The 19,288-nt window shown below is 72.4% G+C and carries 15 protein-coding genes; 3 read left to right on the top strand and 12 right to left on the bottom strand.

What is annotated here, in order from left to right; genetic code table 11:
- Positions 1-160: 160 nt before the first annotated feature.
- On the top strand, positions 161-391 hold the full coding sequence (locus tag ACZ4WQ_RS21380) for a DUF7455 domain-containing protein (protein ID WP_311723781.1): 231 nt from the start codon (positions 161-163) through the stop codon (positions 389-391).
- A 127-nt stretch (positions 392-518) separates the two neighbouring features.
- Here the strand turns inward: ACZ4WQ_RS21380 and ACZ4WQ_RS21375 are convergent, their stop codons facing one another.
- The 6 genes from ACZ4WQ_RS21375 to ACZ4WQ_RS21350 all read right to left on the bottom strand — a co-directional run bounded on the left by ACZ4WQ_RS21375 (position 519) and on the right by ACZ4WQ_RS21350 (position 9,149).
- Positions 519-1,349, bottom strand: coding sequence for a S1 family peptidase (locus tag ACZ4WQ_RS21375; RefSeq protein ID WP_311723782.1), 831 nt, complete (start codon positions 1,347-1,349; stop codon positions 519-521).
- A 190-nt stretch (positions 1,350-1,539) separates the two neighbouring features.
- Positions 1,540-3,108, bottom strand: coding sequence for an RNA polymerase sigma factor (locus ACZ4WQ_RS21370; protein WP_311723783.1), 1,569 nt, complete (start codon positions 3,106-3,108; stop codon positions 1,540-1,542).
- Positions 3,109-3,571: 463 nt separating this feature from the next.
- Positions 3,572-4,522: a FadR/GntR family transcriptional regulator gene (locus ACZ4WQ_RS21365; protein ID WP_311723784.1), complete on the bottom strand. Its 951-nt coding sequence runs from the start codon at positions 4,520-4,522 to the stop codon at positions 3,572-3,574.
- 250 nt (positions 4,523-4,772) lie between these two features.
- The gene (locus ACZ4WQ_RS21360; protein ID WP_398373678.1) at positions 4,773-6,815 is read right to left on the bottom strand and encodes an ATP-binding cassette domain-containing protein; all 2,043 of its coding nucleotides are present in this window, start codon (positions 6,813-6,815) and stop codon (positions 4,773-4,775) included.
- 129 nt (positions 6,816-6,944) lie between these two features.
- Positions 6,945-7,706 (bottom strand): NUDIX hydrolase, encoded by a 762-nt coding sequence (locus ACZ4WQ_RS21355; protein WP_358846283.1) that lies wholly within the window; start codon positions 7,704-7,706, stop codon positions 6,945-6,947.
- Between the two features lie 108 nt (positions 7,707-7,814).
- A complete protein-coding gene (locus tag ACZ4WQ_RS21350; protein WP_398373677.1) occupies positions 7,815-9,149 on the bottom strand; it encodes a DUF4192 domain-containing protein in 1,335 nt (444 codons plus the stop codon).
- A 110-nt stretch (positions 9,150-9,259) separates the two neighbouring features.
- On the opposite strand from ACZ4WQ_RS21350, the gene ACZ4WQ_RS21345 reads away from it, so the two are divergent.
- Together ACZ4WQ_RS21345 and ACZ4WQ_RS21340 are read left to right on the top strand one after the other, a co-directional pair.
- The gene (locus ACZ4WQ_RS21345) at positions 9,260-11,449 is read left to right on the top strand and encodes a RecQ family ATP-dependent DNA helicase (protein ID WP_311723788.1); all 2,190 of its coding nucleotides are present in this window, start codon (positions 9,260-9,262) and stop codon (positions 11,447-11,449) included.
- 218 nt (positions 11,450-11,667) lie between these two features.
- Positions 11,668-12,291 carry a hypothetical protein gene (locus tag ACZ4WQ_RS21340; RefSeq protein ID WP_398373676.1) on the top strand — a complete coding sequence of 208 codons (624 nt, stop codon included), beginning with the start codon at positions 11,668-11,670 and terminating at the stop codon, positions 12,289-12,291.
- Positions 12,292-12,303: 12 nt separating this feature from the next.
- Here ACZ4WQ_RS21340 and ACZ4WQ_RS21335 read toward each other — a convergent pair whose 3' ends face one another.
- From ACZ4WQ_RS21335 to ACZ4WQ_RS21310, 6 genes are all read right to left on the bottom strand, one after another.
- On the bottom strand, positions 12,304-12,960 hold the full coding sequence (locus tag ACZ4WQ_RS21335) for a hypothetical protein (protein ID WP_398373675.1): 657 nt from the start codon (positions 12,958-12,960) through the stop codon (positions 12,304-12,306).
- 60 nt (positions 12,961-13,020) lie between these two features.
- Positions 13,021-13,722 (bottom strand): ribonuclease HII, encoded by a 702-nt coding sequence (locus tag ACZ4WQ_RS21330; protein ID WP_311723791.1) that lies wholly within the window; start codon positions 13,720-13,722, stop codon positions 13,021-13,023.
- A 183-nt stretch (positions 13,723-13,905) separates the two neighbouring features.
- A complete protein-coding gene (locus ACZ4WQ_RS21325) occupies positions 13,906-14,796 on the bottom strand; it encodes an ADP-ribosylglycohydrolase family protein (protein WP_398373674.1) in 891 nt (296 codons plus the stop codon).
- Positions 14,793-15,467: a histidine phosphatase family protein gene (locus tag ACZ4WQ_RS21320; protein WP_352132082.1), complete on the bottom strand. Its 675-nt coding sequence runs from the start codon at positions 15,465-15,467 to the stop codon at positions 14,793-14,795. Before ACZ4WQ_RS21320 ends, ACZ4WQ_RS21325 begins: the two co-directional genes overlap by 4 nt.
- 84 nt (positions 15,468-15,551) lie before the next feature.
- Complete coding sequence (locus tag ACZ4WQ_RS21315; RefSeq protein ID WP_358846278.1) at positions 15,552-16,157, bottom strand: YdbC family protein; 606 nt, start codon at positions 16,155-16,157, stop codon at positions 15,552-15,554.
- Between the two features lie 227 nt (positions 16,158-16,384).
- Complete coding sequence (locus tag ACZ4WQ_RS21310; protein WP_311723795.1) at positions 16,385-19,258, bottom strand: vitamin B12-dependent ribonucleotide reductase; 2,874 nt, start codon at positions 19,256-19,258, stop codon at positions 16,385-16,387.
- Positions 19,259-19,288 lie beyond the last annotated feature (30 nt).

The raw sequence follows: 19,288 nt of genomic DNA, 5'->3' as shown, positions 1-19,288 counted from the left end.
GAAACCGTAAACCAACGCAATACGGCTCATTCGCCGCCAACCGTCACCATCTGGTCTACTCAGAAGCAATTTTTGAGAAAAAGCCACGAGCGGGAACGTTTTCGGCTTGGTTGGATGTTGACCCTGGTACGACAGCTCGTCGAGCTAGAGAAGAGGCGACGTGACTACTGTTCTGACCCCCGCGAGCCCCCTGACGGCCGCTGACCGCTGCGACCGCTGCGGCGCCCAGGCGTACCTGCGTGTCGTCCTGGTAAGTGGCGGTGAACTGCTCTTCTGCGCCCACCACGGACGTAAGTTCGAGCCGGAACTCAAGAAGATCGCCGCGGAGATACAGGACGAGACCGAGCGGCTGACGACCGTCCCGGCGTCCGCGTCCAACGACGAACGCTGACACCTCGCATCCGACGACGACGAGCGACACCGGCCCAGGGCCGGGACCTCGGGCGGCCGTCCCCGCATGGGGCCGGCCGCCCGCCCGCATGCCCTCCCTTGCTCTCCCCCGCCATCCCGGCATCCCGTCATCCGGCGGCGGTCACCTGCGACAGCACCGCTGAGATCCGCGTGTAGACGCCGGGCCTGCCCGGCTCCGCGCAGCCGCTCCCCCAGGACACCAGGCCGACCAGCTTTCCGCGGGCGATCAGCGGCCCGCCGCTGTCCCCCTGGCAGGCGTCCCGGCCACCGTCCGGCAGCCCCGCGCACATCATGGATTCGGAGATGTACTCCCCCTCCGCACCACCCGGATAGGCCTCCTCACACGTCGCGTCCGGCATCACCCGCAGCCGGGTGGCCCGCAGCGTCGAGGCATAGCTGCCGTTGCCCCGGGTGTCGCCCCAGCCGTACACCGCCGCTCGCGCGCCCGGCTGGTACGCCGGATCCCCCACGGCCGCCATGGCGACGCCGTAGATCCGGGGCAGCGGCTGGGAGAGGGTCAGCACCGCGACGTCCCCGGCCCGGCCCCCCTGGTCGTAGGCCGGATTGACCCAGACCCAGCGGGGCGCCATCTCCACCCCTCCGCTGCCGCGCAGATCGTCGCGGCCGATGATCACGCGGAGGTCCCCGACCTCCCACCAGTTCACGCCGAGCACACCACGGCTCATGCAGTGCGCGGCCGTGAGCACCGTGGTGGGGCCCACCACCACACCGCCGCAGAACTGGCCCGAGCGCGCATCGCCGAACCGCTCACGGCTCGCCAGAGCCACCGCCCAGGGCGCCAGGGCGGTGTGCGCGGGGTGGCCCCCGACCACCGTGCGGTCTGCCGTCGCCGGGGGAGGCAGGATCACCAGCATGGCCAGTGCGGTGACCAGCGGTGCCGCGAGAGGGGCGAACAGGGCGGACAGCGACCTACGCATTCAGCCTCCTGACCGTACGGAGCGCGTCGCACACCCAGCGTCACCCGGCCTCGGCCATCCCGCATCCCGAGAGGGGCCGAACGGGTCGGGGGGGGGGAAGCGCGGACAGCGCGAAGGCCGGGCCCTGGAAAAGGGCCCGGCCTTCGCGCTGTGCCGTGGAGCTGCTCTGTCGATCAGCCCAGCTCCGTCATCAGTCCAGGTAGTCGCGCAGGACCTGGGACCGGGACGGGTGGCGCAGCTTCGACATCGTCTTCGACTCGATCTGCCGGATGCGCTCACGCGTCACCCCGTAGACCTTGCCGATCTCGTCGAGCGTCTTCGGCTGGCCGTCGGTCAGGCCGAAGCGCATGGAGACCACGCCCGCCTCGCGCTCGCTGAGCGTGTCGAGGACGGAGTGCAGCTGCTCCTGGAGCAGCGTGAAGCTCACCGCGTCGGCCGGAACGACCGCCTCGGAGTCCTCGATCAGATCGCCGAACTCGCTGTCGCCGTCCTCACCGAGCGGGGTGTGGAGGGAGATCGGCTCGCGGCCGTACTTCTGGACCTCGATGACCTTCTCGGGGGTCATGTCGAGCTCCTTGGCCAGCTCCTCCGGGGTGGGCTCGCGGCCCAGGTCCTGGAGCATCTGGCGCTGCACACGCGCGAGCTTGTTGATGACCTCGACCATGTGCACCGGGATACGGATGGTGCGGGCCTGGTCGGCCATCGCGCGGGTGATCGCCTGACGGATCCACCAGGTGGCGTACGTGGAGAACTTGTAGCCCTTGGTGTAGTCGAACTTCTCGACGGCGCGGATCAGACCCAGGTTGCCCTCCTGGATGAGGTCCAGGAAGAGCATGCCGCGGCCGGTGTAGCGCTTGGCCAGGGAGACCACCAGACGGAGGTTGGCCTCCAGGAGGTGGTTCTTGGCCCGGCGGCCGTCCTCGGCGATGATCTCCAGCTCGCGCTTGAGCTTGGGGGCGAGCTTGTCGGAGTTGGCGAGCTTGTCCTCGGCGAACAGGCCGGCCTCGATGCGCTTGGCGAGCTCGACCTCCTGCTCGGCGTTGAGCAGCGGGACCTTGCCGATCTGCTTCAGGTAGTCCTTGACCGGGTCGGCGGTCGCGCCCGCCGCGGCAACCTGCTGCGCCGGGGCGTCGTCCTCGTCCTCGTCCGAGAGCACGAAACCCTGGTTCTCGGGCTCGCCCTCGGCACCCTCGGCCCCGGGCTTGCCACCGGGAGCTTCCTCGATGACGTCCTCGCCCTCGAGGATCTCGTCCGAGTCCTTCTTGGCGGTGGTCTTCTTCGCCGCCGTCTTCTTGGCGGCGGTCTTCTTGGCCACCGCCTTCTTGGCCGTGGTCTTCTTGGCCGCGGCCTTCTTCGCGGGCGCCGCCGCGGCCTCTCCGGCCGCGCCGTCTGCCGCCTCGGCCGCCGGGGCGGTCGGAGCGGCGGCAGGGGTCTTCTTCGCGGGGACCGTCCTGGCCGTGACGGTCTTGGTGGCGGTGCGCTTTGCCGGACTCTTCGCTGCGACGCTCTTACGGGTGCGCTTGGGCGCCTCTGCGGCACTGACCATCAGCGTCACACCCTCCTCGTCGAGGACCTGGTTGAGGCTGCGCAGAACGTTCTTCCACTGGGTTGGCGGAATCTGGTCAGCCTCGAAGGCCCGACGCACGTCATCGCCGGCGATCTGCCCCTCAGCCTTTCCCCGCTCGATGAGCGCCATGACAGACTCGGACTCGGCGATCTCCGGCGGGAGCGTACGGGATGTGCTGGCCGACACGAACAACCTCTCGGAACGATGGAAACGGCTTCCGGCCCCGTCCGCTGGGGACTGGAGCCGACGACCGCCGGCAGGATGAACCGACGGCGCGGGCGGAGTGCGGGTGAACTGGAACGTCGCGAGCGACGTCCGTATTCCCTCCGCGGCTGCCACCTCTTTAATCATCGCGCTGCCCCAAAGAGCGTTACGCCCATTCCTCGTGTCCCGAGTCACACCCCATAACGGCCGTAATGCCTACTCGGCGGACAGATCGGCACTGGTTGATCATGATCAGCGCCCGGACCGGCACCTCCGCGCCGAGGGCGTTGCGCCGCCGAACCCGCCTGGCGGGTTCCGGCGACGCCGCTCTCGTACGCCGCACGCCGCGGTCGCCGTACGCCGCGGTCCGGGGTCCGGAGTCCGCGGTCCGGGGTCTGCGGCCCGGGGTCCGGAGTCCGCGGTCCGGAGTCCGCGGTCCGGAGTCCGCGGGTCAGTGCTCGCGCGGCGCGGGCACCCCCACCTCGGCGTGGTCGCGATCGGGGTGAACGGTCAGCAGCTGGCGCATAGCGGCCTCCGCCGCCACGGCGTCACCGGCGCCGATGGCCTCGACGATCCGGCGGTGGTGGCCCACCCCGGCCTCGCTCAGCCGGTCGCAGCCGGTGATCGGGGCGCCCGAGACGTGCAGGGCGGCGGCGACGATGCCGGCCAGGTGCTCCAGCATCCGGTTGCCCGCGACCTGGAGCAGCAGGGCGTGGAACTCGGCGTCGGCCCGCGAGAAGGTCAGGGCGTCGCCCTGACCCAGCGCATGGCCCATGATCTCCGCCATGTCGGCGAGCCGCTGCTGCACGTCCTCGCGGCCGGAGCCGGCCGCGAGGCGGGCGGCGAGCGGCTCGATGGTCCAGCGCAGCTCGCACAGCTCGCGGCGCTGGTCGTCGCGCTGTGGGCCGAAGGCCCGCCACTCGATGATGTCCGGGTCCAGGAGGTTCCAGTCGCTGACGGGGCGGACCCGGGTGCCCACGTTGGGCCGGGCGCTGACCAGGCCCTTGGCCTCCAGGACACGCAGCGATTCCCGCACCACCGTGCGGGAGACCTCGAAGCGCTGGCCGATCTCCTCGGGGACGAGCGGGCGGTCGGCCCCCAGATCGCCGGAGACGATCATCTGGCCCAGCTGCTGGACGAGTTGGCCGTGCAGCCCGCGGCCCCGGTTGCCGGCCGTGCGCCGGCCCACTCGGCCGATCTCGGCGTCGGCGCCGTCCCATGAGGGGGCGCCGCCGCGGTCACCGCCGGGGGCGTCGGCGTAGGGGTAGCGGTCCAGCTCGCCCGGGCCGGCGAGGCCGGAATCGGCGGGGCGAGCCGCGGTCATCGTGGTGTGCGCAAGGGTACTCACGCATCCTTTGTCGGCGACGCTCCGGAAGCCCTTGAGGTCTTTGGTGAAAAGCACACGAAAGGGTGATCGCCCATTACCTCACAATTGACGCCGAATCGGACAGAAAACAGCACCCTTCGCGGAGTTGCGACCACTTCATGCGATGGGCCTGCGGAAGTGCTCCCGGCCTGGTCCACCGCCGCAGCGGGCCGCACCGGCGCCGAGCCGGTGCGGGATGGGAGGTGAGCCCGCGCCAGGTCGGCACTGGGCCGGACGGAGTCCATCGGCGCGCCGGGCGGCACTCCTCCGGAACGCCGGGGGCGTATTACTGACGCGCCCGGCCGCGCAGGCCGGTGAGGGCATACGCGCACAGCAGGACGGCCAGCGACAGCACCAGGGCCTGCCCCACGGGCTGGGACGCCAGCCTCAGGGCGAGCGCCAGGATCCGGTCCACCATGGAGTGCGGACGGTCCAGCGCCTCCGCGCGCAGCCGGTGCGGCAGCCCGACGAGCGAGCGCACCGACGGCTCGGCCATCAGCCGCTGGACGACCGGCACCGCCAGGATGGGCACCGCCAGCAGCGTCGCCAGGCCGAGCGCGGTGGACCGGAAGACGGCCGCCGCCATCAGCCCGGCCCAGCCGGAGCCGATCGCCAGGGCGCACACGCTCGCCGTCAGCAGCGGCCAGTCGCCCGGGAGCGGCACCGCGTCACCACCGACGAGCATCAGGAGCGCCGCCCCGTCCAGGGCCAGGACGGCGAAGGAGAGCAGCACCGCGCCGACGGCACACACGAGCAATTTGGCGACCAGCAGGCTGAGTCGGCGCGGCACCGTGTCCCGCGCCGGGGCCAGCGCCGGATATCGGAACTCCTCCCCGAAGGCCAGCGCGCCCAGCAGCCCGGACGCGACCGCCACGGGCGGCAGGGGAACGTCAGCGGGCCAGGCGGTGATCCGGTGCAGTTCCCCAGCCCCGCCCGCCCGGGCGAGCAGCACGGAACCGACGAGCGAGGCCACGAGGGCCGTGACGGCGATCAGCCAGCCGGTCCGTACGCCGGTGGCGCGGCGCAGCTCGTAGCGCAGCGGCCACGCCGGGCCGGGCAGCGGCAGCCTCGGGAGCACCCGGGGCGGGGTGACCCGGGGATCGCGGGCGGCGGTGTCCCCGCGCGCGGTCTCCGGACCCATGTCGGCGGTCTCCTCGACCAGGCGGTGCACGACGATGCCATGGCGGTACGCGGCCTCGCCGACGGCGGCGCAGGGCAGCCCGTAGACGGAGATGCGGGTCTCGTCCTCCTTCACCACCGAGAGCCGGCCGTCGATCGGGCGCTCCGCGGCCTCCGCGGATCCGGCGCCGCCCTCCTCCGCGCCCTCCGCACCCTCCGTTCCGTCAGCGGCGGCCGCACCGGCCTCCGCGGCCTCCGCGGCCTCCGCGGCCTCCGCGGCCTCTGCGGCCTCTGCCTTGGCCTCTGCCTCGTTTTCCGCCTCGGTTCCCGCCTCGGTTCCCGCCTCGGCCTCCGTCGCACCCCCTGCCTCTGCCTCTGCCTGCGTCTTGGCCTCTGGTTCGGCCTCCGCCCCGTCCACGCTCGCCTCAACCTCGGGCTCGGCCTCGGGCGGAGACGGCGGCCCGGCGGCCGGCTCGGCGGCGCGCGCCTCCTCCTCCAGCACGGCGGCCAGCCGCCCGGCCAGCGGCGAGAGCACGGCAACGCGAGGGCGCAGCCGGGTGCGCGCGAACTCCTCAACCGGCTGATCCGCGACCAGTCGGCCGCCCTCCAGGGTGAGGACCTGGTCGGCGAGGCGGGTGATGCTCTCCGAGTTCCGGTCGGTGACGAGGACGGCACCGCCCTGCCCGGCGAACTGTCGCAGCAGCCCGTGCATCCAAACGGCTTCCCGGGCGGACAGACCGCGCGTCGGGGCGTCGAGGACGAGCGTATGCGGGTCTCCGAGGAGCGCTGTGGCGAGGCCGAGCCGGCGCTCCATACCGGCCGCCAGATTGCCGATGCGCTCATCGGCCAGCTCGGTGAGACCGACCACGTCCAGCACCACGTCCGCTCGGGTGGCGGGCACCCCGACGGCGGCTCCGAGCATCTTGAGGTGGGCCCGTGCCGTGCGACCGGGGTGGCCGGGGACATCGTCCAGAAGGACGCCGATCTCCCTGGCCGGGCGCCGGATGCGATGGAGCGGGCGGCCCCGGAAGAAGGCCGCGCCATGGCCTCGGTCGAGCTGTAGCAGCAGCCTCAGCGCGCTGGTCTTGCCCGCGCCGGGGGCGCCGGCCAGGGCGGTCACACGGCCCGGTGGCGCCTCGAAGGTGAGATCGTCGATGACAGGCCGGTGGTTGCGGCGGGGGGTGCTGGTCAGTCCGGTGGCCTGGATCATGGCTTCTCCCGCGGGGCGTGGAACCGCTCGTGGCACGTGGGGACTGGTGACGTACCGGAGCACGGTAACCCGCTATGTCCTATTTCTTCAGTACCTACACTCCCTGTCGAGTCGTCGTGTCATAGGTCGTCACACCTCGGGGCGAAGCATGGGCGGGTTGAGCACCGTCGCACCCCCGGCCCGGAACAGCTGTGCGGGACGGCCGCCCTGACGGGTCGTGGTGCCACCCGTGGGCACCAGGAATCCGGGCGTTCCGGTGACCTTGCGGTGGAAGTTGCGCGGGTCCAGGGCCACCCCCCACACCGCCTCGTACACCCGGCGCAGCTCGCCGACCGTGAACTCCTGGGGGCAGAAGGCGGTGGCCAGCGAGGAGTACTCGATCTTGGAGCGGGCCCGCTCCACTCCGTCCGCGAGGATGCGGGCGTGGTCGAAGGCGAGCGGGGCGGCCAGGTCGGCGTCGCGGCCGAAGGACCCGTCCTGGTCGAGCAGGGACTCGACCGGTGCCCAGCGCACGCTGTGCGCGTCGCCCCCGGCCCGGGGCGCGGGGAGGTCCGGGGCGAGGGCGAGGTGCGCGACGCTCACCACCCGCATCCTGGGGTCGCGCTTCGGGTCGCCATAGGTGGCGAGTTGTTCGAGGTGGGCCGCGTTGGGAGGAGCCGGAACCGCGGGATCGTGGGCGAGCAGCCCGGTTTCCTCCACCAACTCCCTGGCGGCCGCCGCCGCGAGGTCCTCGTCGGGCCGCACGAACCCGCCTGGCAGAGCCCAGCGCCCCTGGAAGGGCGGTTCGCCACGGCGGACGGCCAGCGCGCACAGCGCATGCCCCCGGACGGTCAGCACGACCAGATCGACGGAGACGGCGAAGGGCGGGAAGGCCGATGGGTCGTAGGGCATGTGGCGATCATAGTCGTCTTCCTGACGATAATCAGTGCCTTCTGCATGATCGTCGATGTTGATGGAACCGCTCCCGCCGCCGCGGCCCCACCCCGGGCCCGGCGTGGCTCAGTGACGGCTGCGGGCACCTCGATGCCCGGGCCTGCGCCGCATCCGGGTCCGGCCGGGCGGCCGCCGCCTGGCCCCCTGCGCACCCGAGCTCTTGGCCCGGCCGCCGCGCTGCCGGTCGGACCCGCCGGAGCCACCGGATCCCCCTGACGCGGCGGCGGCAGCGGCGCCGAGGCGCTCCAACTCCCCGCGCACCGCGGTCTGGAGGGCCCGGTCGGCGCGCTCCTGGCGCAGGCTGCGGCGCAGCAGCTCCGGGTCGAGCCCCTCGTTGCAGGCCTGGTGCAGCAGCCTGGCGAAGAGGTACTCGGGATCGGCGCACAGCGCACGGCCGAGCGCGACGCGTGCCGCGGGCTCGTCCCCGACCGACCAGGCGACCCAGCCCGCGAGGGTGAGCGGCGCCGCGGCGTGCTCGGCGTACGAGCCGACACAGCGGCGCGCGAGGGCGCGCCACAGCCGCAGCGCCGCCTCCGCGTCGGGCCCCTCCATCCACTGCGCGGCCCGGTCGCGCGCCAGCCGGTCCTGGAGCCCGATGATGACCGCGGCCGCCTCCTCGTCGCCGATCATCCCGTCGTCACGGACATCGGTCGCGACCGGGTCGGCGATCGGCGGCGCGGAGCGGAAGCGGGCCAGCATGCCGCCGAGGAGGACGAGGGTCTCCTCGCGCACTGTCGCGCAGTCCGCACCGCCCAGGATCCTGGGCACGAGCTCGCCACCCGCCGCGTCCAGCGCCCGCTCCTGCTCCTCGGCCCGGGGCGGGGCGAGCGGCGCGAGCCTGGCCTCCATCTCGCGCAGTGAACCCCGCACATGGATGCCCGCGTAGGTCGCGGCCGCCGCCATCACGGAGGTGCCGGGCAGGGTGAGCGGGACGCCTTCCGGCGGGCAGCAGCGCCGGTCCGGGCACACATACGACCAGAACCGGCCGTCGGAGATGCACAGCGCCTCGAAGACGGGCACCTCCAACCTGCCGCAGGCGGTACGCAGCCGCTGGGCAAGCGGCCGCAGGCGCTCCATCACATCCTGCCCCGACTCCCCCTCGGCCGGCTCCTGGCACAGGAACAGCACCGTGCCGTCGGGCCGGCCCGCCCGCCGCTCACTGCCCGCCACGAGGCACTGGGCGAGCTGGTCACAGACCTCCGGCCACTCCTCGCTCGCCCGGGGAATGCCGAGCCTGAGCCTGCCTCCGAAGCGGCCGCGGGGCCCGTGCAGCGCGATCATCACGATGCTGTCGTCCGGGTGGAACCCGAGGACGTAGGGCAGGGCGTCGGCCAACTCGGCCGGGCTGCGGAGCGTGATCTGGTCATTGCCGGACAGGCCGGCTTGGTCGTGTCGCGTCATGACCCGACGGTCTCCCAGCCCGGCCCGGACCGCCAGGCCTGTGGATAACGTTATCCACAGGCCGGGGGCCTGGTTCGCGCGATGTCGGTGGGATCGGGTTGCATGGGGGCATGAGCGACGAAGACCTGCGCACCGCGGCCGACCGCGTCCTGGCCCGCCTCGTCGGGGACCCCACCGGCTCCGCCCGCCTGCGGGAGGACCAGTGGCGGGCGATCGAGGCGCTGGTCGCCGACCGCCGCCGGGCGCTGGTCGTGCAGCGCACGGGATGGGGCAAGTCGGCCGTCTATTTCGTCGCCACCGCTCTGCTCCGCGAGCGCGGCAGTGGCCCGACGGTGATCGTCTCCCCGTTGCTCGCGCTGATGCGCAACCAGGTCGAGGCCGCCGCTCGGGCCGGTATCCGCGCGCGCACGATCAATTCCGCCAATACCGAGGAGTGGGACACCGTCCAGGCCGAGGTGGCCGCCGGCGAGGTGGATGTGCTGCTGGTCAGCCCCGAGCGGCTGAACAACCCCGACTTCCGCGACCAGGTCCTGCCCAAGCTCGCCGCGGCCACCGGCCTGCTGGTCGTCGACGAGGCACACTGCATCTCCGACTGGGGCCACGACTTCCGCCCCGACTACCGCAGGCTGCGCACCATGCTGGCCGACCTGCCGCCGGGCGTGCCCGTGCTGGCCACCACCGCGACGGCCAACGCCCGGGTGACCGCGGACGTCGCCGAGCAGCTGGGCACGGGCGGGGCCGGGCCGGGCGGCGCAGGCGCGGAGGGCTCGCCGGCCCTGGTGCTGCGCGGGCCGCTGGACCGGGAGAGCCTGAGCCTGGGCGTGCTGCGGCTGCCGGACGCGGCACACCGGCTGGCCTGGCTCGCCGACCACCTCCCCGAGCTCCCCGGCTCGGGGATCATCTACACCCTCACGGTCGCCGCCGCCGAGGAGGTGGCGGCCTTCCTGCGGCAGCGCGGCCACACCGTGGCCTCCTACACCGGCAAGACGGAGAACGCGGACCGCCAGCAGGCCGAGGAGGACCTGCTGGGCAACCGGGTCAAGGCTTTGGTGGCCACCTCCGCGCTGGGCATGGGCTTCGACAAGCCGGATCTGGGCTTCGTGGTGCACCTGGGCTCACCCTCCTCCCCCATCGCCTACTACCAGCAGGTGGGGCGGGCCGGGCGCGGTGTGGAGCACGCGGAGGTGCTGCTGCTGCCGGGCCGTGAGGACGAGGCCATCTGGCGGTATTTCGCCTCGCTCGCCTTCCCTGCCGAGGAGCAGGTGCGCCGCACGCTCGATGTGCTGGCCGCGGCGGGCCGGCCGGTGTCCCTGCCCGCGCTCGAGCCACAGGTCGACCTGCGCCGCTCGCGCCTGGAGACCATGCTCAAGGTGCTCGATGTGGACGGCGCGGTGCGGCGGGTGCGCGGCGGCTGGACCGCGACAGGGCAGCCGTGGACGTACGACGCGGAGCGGTACGCGTGGGTGGCGCGGCAGCGGGAGGCGGAGCAGCAGGCCATGCGGGACTACGCCGCGGCGGCCGGCTGCCGGATGGAGTTTCTGCGGCGGCAGCTGGACGACGAGGCGGCGAAGCCCTGCGGGCGCTGCGACAACTGCGCGGGGGCTCGGTTCGCCGCCGAGGTGTCCGCCGCGTCGCTGGATGCGGCGCGCGGGGAGCTCGGGCGCCCGGGTGTCGAGGTGGAGCCGCGCCGGATGTGGCCGACGGGCCTGCCCGCGGTGGGCGTCGAGCTCAAGGGCCGGATCCCGGCCGGTGAGCAGGCGGCCCCCGGGCGGGCGCTCGGCCGTCTCTCCGACATCGGCTGGGGAAACCGGCTGCGGCCGCTGTTCACCCCGCAGAGCCCGGACGGACCGGTTCCGGACGATGTTGCCGCCGCCGTTGTGACGGTGCTGGCCGACTGGGCCAAGGGGCCCGGCGGCTGGGCGTCGGGGGCGCCGGACGCCCCGGCCCGCCCGGTCGGGGTGGTCACGGTGGCCTCGCACACCCGGCCGCGGCTGATCCAGACGCTGGGCGAGCGGATCGCCTCCGTCGGCCGGATGCCCCTGCTCGGCGCCGTCTCCTACCTCGACGCCGGGGCCGACACCCGGGTGCCGCGGACCAACAGCGCCCAGCGGCTGCGGGCGCTGCACGGGGCGCTGACCGTGTCGGCCGAGCTGGCCGCGGCGCTCGAGCGGGCCTCGGGGCCGGTGCTCCTCGTCGACGACATGGCGGACACCGGCTGGACGCTGGCCGTGGCCGCCCGGCTGCTCCGCAGGGCCGGGGCGGAAGCGGTCTTCCCGCTGGTTCTCGCGGTGCAGGGATGACCGCCGCCGCAGGTAAGGGCGGCTCCCGGAATATTGACGGCGCACCGGCCCAAACCGGTCAGTCGCGCCAATTGCTCGTTGCCGCGCGCCTGTACGACCGCAAGAATTGAAGAGTTCCCCACTCCTGGCCCGCCCGTGGTGCGCCGGAGCTGTGTCGTGGCGTGCGCCCGTGCCCGACCCTTCGCACGGACCGTGGGCGCGCAGACGAAGGGAGGACCGTGACCTTCGGCTTCGCTCCGCCGCCGGCCGCCGACCCCGTTTCCCGCCTGAGCCGGATACTCGAGCCCGCCGAGTGGGCCGCCGCCGGCATCCCGTTGCTGCGCAACCCGCGCGAGGTCGTCACCGGCCTGCACAGCCGTCATCGGCCCAGGCCCTCGACGGCTGTCATCGCGGTCCTGGACCCGGAGGAACGGCTGGCGGCCAGTGCCTCGTTCATCCGGCGCGGCTCCTCGGCCGCCGACGGCTGGGAGTTCCGGAACGCGCTGCTGGCCCAGCTGCGCCGGGTCATCCCACACGACCTGCGGCGCCGCACGCCCGTCCGCACCGCCGTGCTGCTCTACTGCCGGGAGGGCGAGAGCCAGTGGACGGAGGAGGACGGCGCCTGGATGTGGGGCCTGCGCGATGCCTGCACCCTGCACGGCCTGCGCTGTGGCGCCTACATCACGCTGACCCGCGCCGGCTGGCAGGTGCTGGGTGAGGGGCGGGGCGGCCGTCGGCCGCACTCCGCCTCCCTCCACAGCCGCCTCGACACCGCCACCGCCACCGGTGACGGTGTCACGACGGCCGTGCCGTACCCGCGCGGCGAAGCGCACGAGGCGCTGCGCCGCTCCGCGGCCGTGTGAGCGACCGCGCGATCAGACGCCCGCGGCGAGCAGGGCGTTGATCCGCTGCGCGTCACCGCAGACGATCAGCAGCGTTCCGGCGCGCCGCATCGCCTCGGGCAGCGCACGGGCGACGGTGTCGTCGGCTCCTCCGTCGACCGCGACGACCACGACCGGGCGGGCCGTGGCGCGGCTGGCGGCGGCGGAGGCGTAGAAGACGTCGTCACCGGCTTCCTGCTGCGCCCAGTACGACGCCTCTCCGAAGGAGAGCTCATGCGTCGCCCACGGATGCTGTTCCCCGGTGGTCAGCACCAGGATCTCGCCGGGTGCCCGGCCGGAGTCCAGCAGCAGGTCGACGGCCTCGTCCGCCGCGTCCAGAGCCCCCTCCGGCGAGGCGGGGATCAGCTGGATCTGCGGGCCGGTCGGCGCGGAGGCGGCGGGCGGCCCGGGCTTGGCCGCCGCGGTGGGCGGTCCGGGCTTCGCCACGTCACCCGCGGTGCGCTGGGACGGGGCCGAGGGGGTCGCGGTGGAACCGCGGTTGGGACCGGGGCTGCCGGGCCGCCGAGGGGCGGGCCGGGGGCCGGGGCCAGGAACAGGACGAGGGGTCGGCGCGGTGCGGCCTGCGGCCGGTGTCGCGCGAGGACCCGGGACACTCTCGTGAATCTGAGGCTCCTCGGGGATGAGAGGCATGGGGTGATGTCTATCAAACGCCGGTGCGAGTCGCATCGGCGGGTGGGTGGAAAAATGCGTTCAGAAGTCGAAGCCGAGTTGCCCGTGATCCTCCGCGTCGGCCGGTCCGGGCACACTGCGGACCCGCTTGAGATGCCGCCAGCGGGGCAGCCCGTCCAGGTAGGACCAGGACAGCCGGTGGTAGGGGGTGGGACCCAACTCCACCAGAGCGGCGCGGTGCGCGGGCGACGGATACCCCGCGTTGTCACCGAAACGGAAGTCCGCGTGGGCGGCTCCCAGTTCGGTCATCAGCGCGTCCCGCCGGACCTTGGCGATCACCGAGGCCGCGGCGACGGCCACGCAGGACTGGTCGCCCTTGATGACCGTACGGACCTTCCAGGGCTCGCCCAGGTAGTCGTGCTTCCCGTCGAGTATCACAGCGTCGGGGCGCACGGACAGCCCCTCGAGCGCACGGGTGGCGGCGAGCCGGAGGGCCGCCGTCATCCCCAGGGCGTCGATCTCCTCGGACGAGGCGTGGCCAAGGGCATACGAGGTCACCCACGTCTCCAACTCCTGAGCCAGCGCCGTGCGCTTCTTGGGGCTCAGCAGCTTGGAGTCGGTGAGTCCGGCCGGCGGTCGCCGCAGGCCGGTGACCGCCGCGCAGACCGTCACGGGACCGGCCCAGGCCCCGCGCCCGACCTCGTCGACTCCGACGACGATCTTGGCGCCTGTGGTGGCGCGGAGCGAGCGCTCGACGCGGTGAGTGGGCGGTTCGTAGGCCATGGCGAGGACAAGATTACGCCGCCCGGGCGGCAGCCGTGCACCGGGTTCCGCCCGGCGGCCCGCGACCGGGCCCCGCGGGCGGCGCCGCTCAACCCGACACCGATGGCGGGCGGTTCGCCGGCGCGGGTCGCTCGCCGGGCGCAGGCCCCGGTGGCACCCCGTGTCATCCCACGTCAGCGCCTGTCAGCCCGACGTCGGGACCCAGTCCGGAAGCGGCTCGGTGCGGCCCTGCCACTCGCCGGGCGGCGCACCGGCCTCCGCGGCCGCGAGGACACCCCCGACGATGGCGCAGTTGGTGTCCACGTCCCCGCCCACCTGAGCGGTCGTCCAGAACGCCTCCTCGAAGGCGCCGAGGTGGCGGGCCGCCGCCCACAGGGCGAACGGCACGGTGTCGTGCGCGCTGGTCCGGCGGCCGCAGCCGAGCACCGCGGCGACGGTCCCGGCGTCCGCGTAGTCGAGCATGTCGCGGGCGCGGCGCAGCCCGGCCTGGACGGCGCTGCGCGGCACCAGCGAGATCACCCGGTCCAGCAGGGCCTCCGGCCCACCCGCGCCCGCCGGGTCGCCGGCCAGCGACGCCGCCGCTGCCACCGCCATCGCTCCCGCCACGGCCTCCCGGTGCTGGTGCGTGGTGTACGCGGAGATCTCCGCCTGGTGCGTGGCCTGCTCCGGGTCGCCCGCGTACCAGGCGCCCAGCGGCGCGATCCGCATCGCGGCGCCGTTGCCCCAGGAGCCCTGTCCCTGGAAGAGGCCCGCGGCCAGCTCCCGCCAGTCCCCGCCCTGTCTGATCAGGCGGAGCATCCGGTTCACGGCGGGGCCGTAGCCTCGGTCGAAGTCATGGTGCTCGGCGAAGGACCGGGCGAGCGCGTCCTGGTCGATGCGGCCGTGGGCGACCAGGACGGCCAGCACGGAGCCGGCCATCTCGGTGTCGTCCGTCCACTGCCAGGAGCCGGGCGGCAGCTCGCGCCGACCCAGCAGCGGATAGTTGACGGGCACGAAGAACTGGGAGCCGAGCGCGTCGCCCACGGCCAGCCCACGCAGGCTCCGCAGAGCCCGCTGGAATCGGTCGTCGGTCATGCCCACGCACTCCAACTGGTCAGGCCGTAGGGTTCGGGGGCGCACCAGCGCTGGAAGGGCCGATCGATGTGGTAGCGCCCGTCGGAGCCGAGCAGCAGGGTCCGGGTCTCGCCATTGTCCGGGTTGGACAGCGACTCGAACTCCGCGACGGTCCAGTGCAGCCAGCGCATACAGAACAGCCGCATGGTCAGCCCGTGGGTCACCAGCAGGACGTTCGGCGGGTGGCCGGGGTCCTCGAAGCTGCGCCACAGGCTCTCCAGGAAGGCGCCCACCCGGTCGTAGACATCGGCGCCCGACTCGCCCTGGGCGAAGCGGTAGAAGAAATGCCCGTAGGCGTCCCGGTAGGCCTTCTGCTTGCGGACGTCCTCCCGGTCCTGCCAGTTTCCCCAGTCCTGCTCACGCAGCCGGGGCTCCTCCCTGACGCGGGTGCGCGCCGGGTCGAGGCCGAAAAGGTCCAGGGTCTGGTGGGTGCGTCGATACGGCGACACATAGACCGAGACCCGCTCGTCGGAGAAGGTCGCGCGCAGCCGCTTGCCCGCCTCGACCGCCTGCCGCCGCCCGGTCTCCGTCAGCCTGAGGGCATGGTCGGGCACCCGTTCGTACACGGTGTCATCGACGTTCCCCTCCGATTCGCCATGCCGTACGAGAACGATGCGCCGGGGTCGTGCCATGCGGCCACCCTAGGCCACCGGTCTGTCGTCGCCCATCTCGCACTGGCGGCCGGTGACCGGCGGCGCCGGCAGCCGGTCTCGCGTTCACACCGTCCAGGAGGACTCGACGCCGACGACATCGCCCGCGATCGCGGCCACATCCGCCTCGGTCTGCGCGCGCAGCCCGAGGCGTTCCACCCGCTCGGTGCGGTACTTGCCGTGCTCGGCGGCCGAGTCCCACATCGACAGCACGAGGAACTCATTGCCGGGAGCCTCTCCGAACACCCCGCGCAGCATCCCCGGCGACCCGGCCATCGCCGGATTCCACACCTTCTCCTGCACCAGCGTGAAGTGCTCCACCCGGTCCGCGTGCACCCGGCTGTGCGCCACCCGCACCACGTCCGCGTCGGTGAACCGCGGCTGGAAGCCCACCTTCACATCGAAGCGGTGCTCGAACAGCCGCACCTGCATGTCTCTGTACGTACCCGACTGCGCCGCCGCCAGCCGGTCGTGCGAGCGCGCCATGAAGGAGTCGTAGAACGCCCTGCTCTCCCAGAACGCGAAGACATGCGCCACGTTCGGCCGCCCCCGGCTCCAGCCACCGCCCTGTCCCCGGAATCCCGGTTCACCGAGCAACCCCGCCCATTTCCGCTGCCCCCGCTCGAAACCGCGGCGGTCCACCACGGTGCAGCGAATCCACTTGACCAGCACCGCGCCATCGTACGGCCCCATAGGTGGCCCGCATCACGGACTGAAGGAGTGGACTACGCGTGGGGGTCGCCCGGCGGCAGCACGTTCGAGTCTCCGCGCGGCCGTGCGCCCCGCGCACGCCCCGAAGAGCCCCGAAGAGCCCCGAAGAGCGCCAAAGAGCGCCAAAGGCGGGGCACGGGCCAAGGCCCGCACCCCGCCTCAGCGGTTCGTCCCCGAAGGGCCGGTGATCAGCTACAGCCGCTGGTCGAACCGCAGCCCTCGCACAGGTAGCAGCTGCCCGCCCGGCGCATCTTCGTCCCGCAGGAGAAGCACAGCGGCGCGTCGGCGTTCAGCCCGAACTGGATCTCGGCGAGCTCGGTGGAGCTGTGCGCCTGCTTCGGCGCCGGGGCGACGGCGCGCGGCTTGGAGGTGGCGGCCTGCGGGGCGTCCACGTGGCGCGGGGCCGACTGTGCCAGGCCCTCGACGTCCACCTCGGCGTCGTCGATGGACTGCTCGTACGAACCGGTCTCCAGGTGGCGCTGGCGCTCCTCCGCGGAGTGGATGCCGAGCGCCGACCGGGTCTCGAAGGGCAGGAAGTCCAGCGCCAGCCGGCGGAAGATGTAGTCGACGATCGACTGCGCCATCCGCACATCCGGGTCGTCCGTCATCCCGGCCGGCTCGAAGCGCATGTTGGTGAACTTCGAGACGTAGGTCTCCAGCGGCACGCCGTACTGGAGGCCGACCGAGACGGCGATCGAGAAGGCGTCCATCATGCCCGCGAGGGTCGAGCCCTGCTTGGACATCTTCAGGAAGACCTCGCCGAGGCCGTCGTCCGGGTAGGAGTTCGCCGTCATGTAGCCCTCGGCGCCGCCCACCGTGAAGGAGGTCGTGATGCCGGGGCGGCCCTTGGGGAGGCGCTTGCGGACCGGGCGGTACTCGACGACCTTCTCGGCCTCGGGCGCGGCCTGCTCGGCGGGCTTCTCCTCCTTCTTCTTGGCGGAGAGCGGCTGGCCGACCTTGCAGTTGTCGCGGTAGATCGCCAGAGCCTTCAGGCCCAGCTTCCAGCCCTCGAAGTAGATCTCCTCGATCTCCTCGACGGTGGCCGACTCCGGCATGTTGACCGTCTTGGAGATCGCGCCCGACAGGAAGGGCTGGGCCGCGGCCATCATCCGCACATGGCCCATCGGCGAGATGGAGCGCTCGCCCATCGCGCAGTCGAACACCTCGTAGTGCTCGGGCTTCAGCCCCGGCGCGTCGATGACGTTGCCGCTCTCGGCGATGTGGGCGACGATCGCCTCCACCTGCTCCGGCTGGTAGCCGAGCCGCTTCAGCGCCTTGGGGACCGTGTTGTTCACGATCTGCATGGAGCCGCCGCCGACGAGCTTCTTGAACTTGACCAGGGCCAGGTCCGGCTCGATGCCCGTGGTGTCGCAGTCCATCATCAGGCCGATGGTGCCGGTCGGCGCGAGCACCGACGCCTGGGCGTTGCGGAAGCCGTTCTTCTCGCCGAGGCGGATCACGTCCTGCCAGGCCTCGGTGGCCGCGGCCCACACCGGCGTGTCCAGGTCGTCCATGCGCTTGGCGGCGCCGTTGGCGTCCGAGTGCTGCTTCATGACGCGCTTGTGGGCGTCGGCGTTGCGGGCGTAGCCGTCGTACGCGCCGACGACCGCCGCCAGCTCGGCGGAGCGCCGGTAGGACGTGCCGGTCATCAGCGAGGTGATGGCCCCGGCCAGGGCCCGGCCGCCGTCGCTGTCGTAGGCGTGGCCGGTGGCCATCAGGAGAGCGCCGAGGTTGGCGTAGCCGATGCCCAGCTGACGGAAGGCGCGGGTGGTCTCGCCGATCTTCTCGGTCGGGAAGTCCGCGAAGCAGATGGAGATGTCCATCGCGGTGATGACGAGCTCGACGACCTTGGCGAAGCGCTCGGCGTCGAAGCGCTGGCGGCCCGCGTCATCGTCGTCGAGGAACTTCATCAGGTTGAGCGAGGCGAGGTTGCACGAGGAGTTGTCCAGGTGCATGTACTCGCTACAGGGGTTGGAGGCGGTGATCCGGCCCGTCTCCGGCGAGGTGTGCCAGTGGTTGATCGTGTCGTCGTACTGGATGCCAGGGTCGGCGCAGGCCCAGGCCGCCTCGGCCATCTTGCGGAAGAGCGCCTTGGCGTCGACCTCTTCGAGGGTCTCGCCGGTCATCCGGGCGCGCAGTCCGAACTTCGAGCCGGACTCCACGGCCTTCATGAACGTGTCGTTCACCCGAACCGAGTTGTTGGCGTTCTGGTACTGGACGGACGTGATGTCGTCCCCGCCCAGGTCCATGTCGAAGCCCGCGTCGCGCAGCGCGCGGATCTTCTCCTCCTCCTTCACCTTGGTCTCGATGAAGGCCTCGACGTCCGGGTGGTCGACGTCGAGGACGACCATCTTGGCGGCCCGGCGGGTCGCGCCGCCCGACTTGATCGTCCCGGCGGAGGCGTCGGCGCCGCGCATGAAGGAGACCGGCCCGGAGGCGTTGCCGCCGGAGGAGAGCAGCTCCTTGGAGGAGCGGATACGGGAGAGGTTCAGGCCGGCTCCGGAGCCGCCCTTGAAGATCATCCCCTCTTCCTTGTACCAGTCGAGGATCGACTCCATGGAGTCGTCGACGGAGAGGATGAAGCAGGCGCTGACCTGCTGCGGCTGCTTGGTGCCGACGTTGAACCAGACCGGCGAGTTGAAGCTGAAGACCTGGTGCAGCAGGGCGTAGGTGAGCTCGTGGTCGAAGATCTCGGCGTCCGCGGGGGAGGCGAAGTAGCCGTGCTCCTCGCCGGCCCGGCGGTAGGTGCGCACCACCCGGTCGATGAGCTGCTTCAGGCTCGACTCGCGGTCCGGAGAACCGACCGCGCCGCGGAAGTACTTGCTTGTGACGATGTTGACCGCGTTCACCGACCAGGAGTCGGGGAACTCGACGCCACGCTGCTCGAAGTTGATCGAGCCGTCGCGCCAGTTGGTCATGACGACGTCACGGCGCTCCCAGACCACCTCGTCGTACGGATGCACGCCGGGAGTGGTGTGGATGCGCTCGATACGCAGACCCTTGGCCGCCTTGCTTCCCTTGGAGCGGGAACCTCGTGCCGGGCCGCTCGTCGTCTCTGTCATTCCGCCTCCCTGTACGGGCAAAAACGCCCT

The sequence above is a fragment of the Streptomyces sp. NPDC028305 genome (assembly GCF_055569495.1).
The sequence above is the reverse complement of the archived record's forward strand: the minus strand, read 5'-3'. Positions and strand labels throughout refer to the sequence as shown.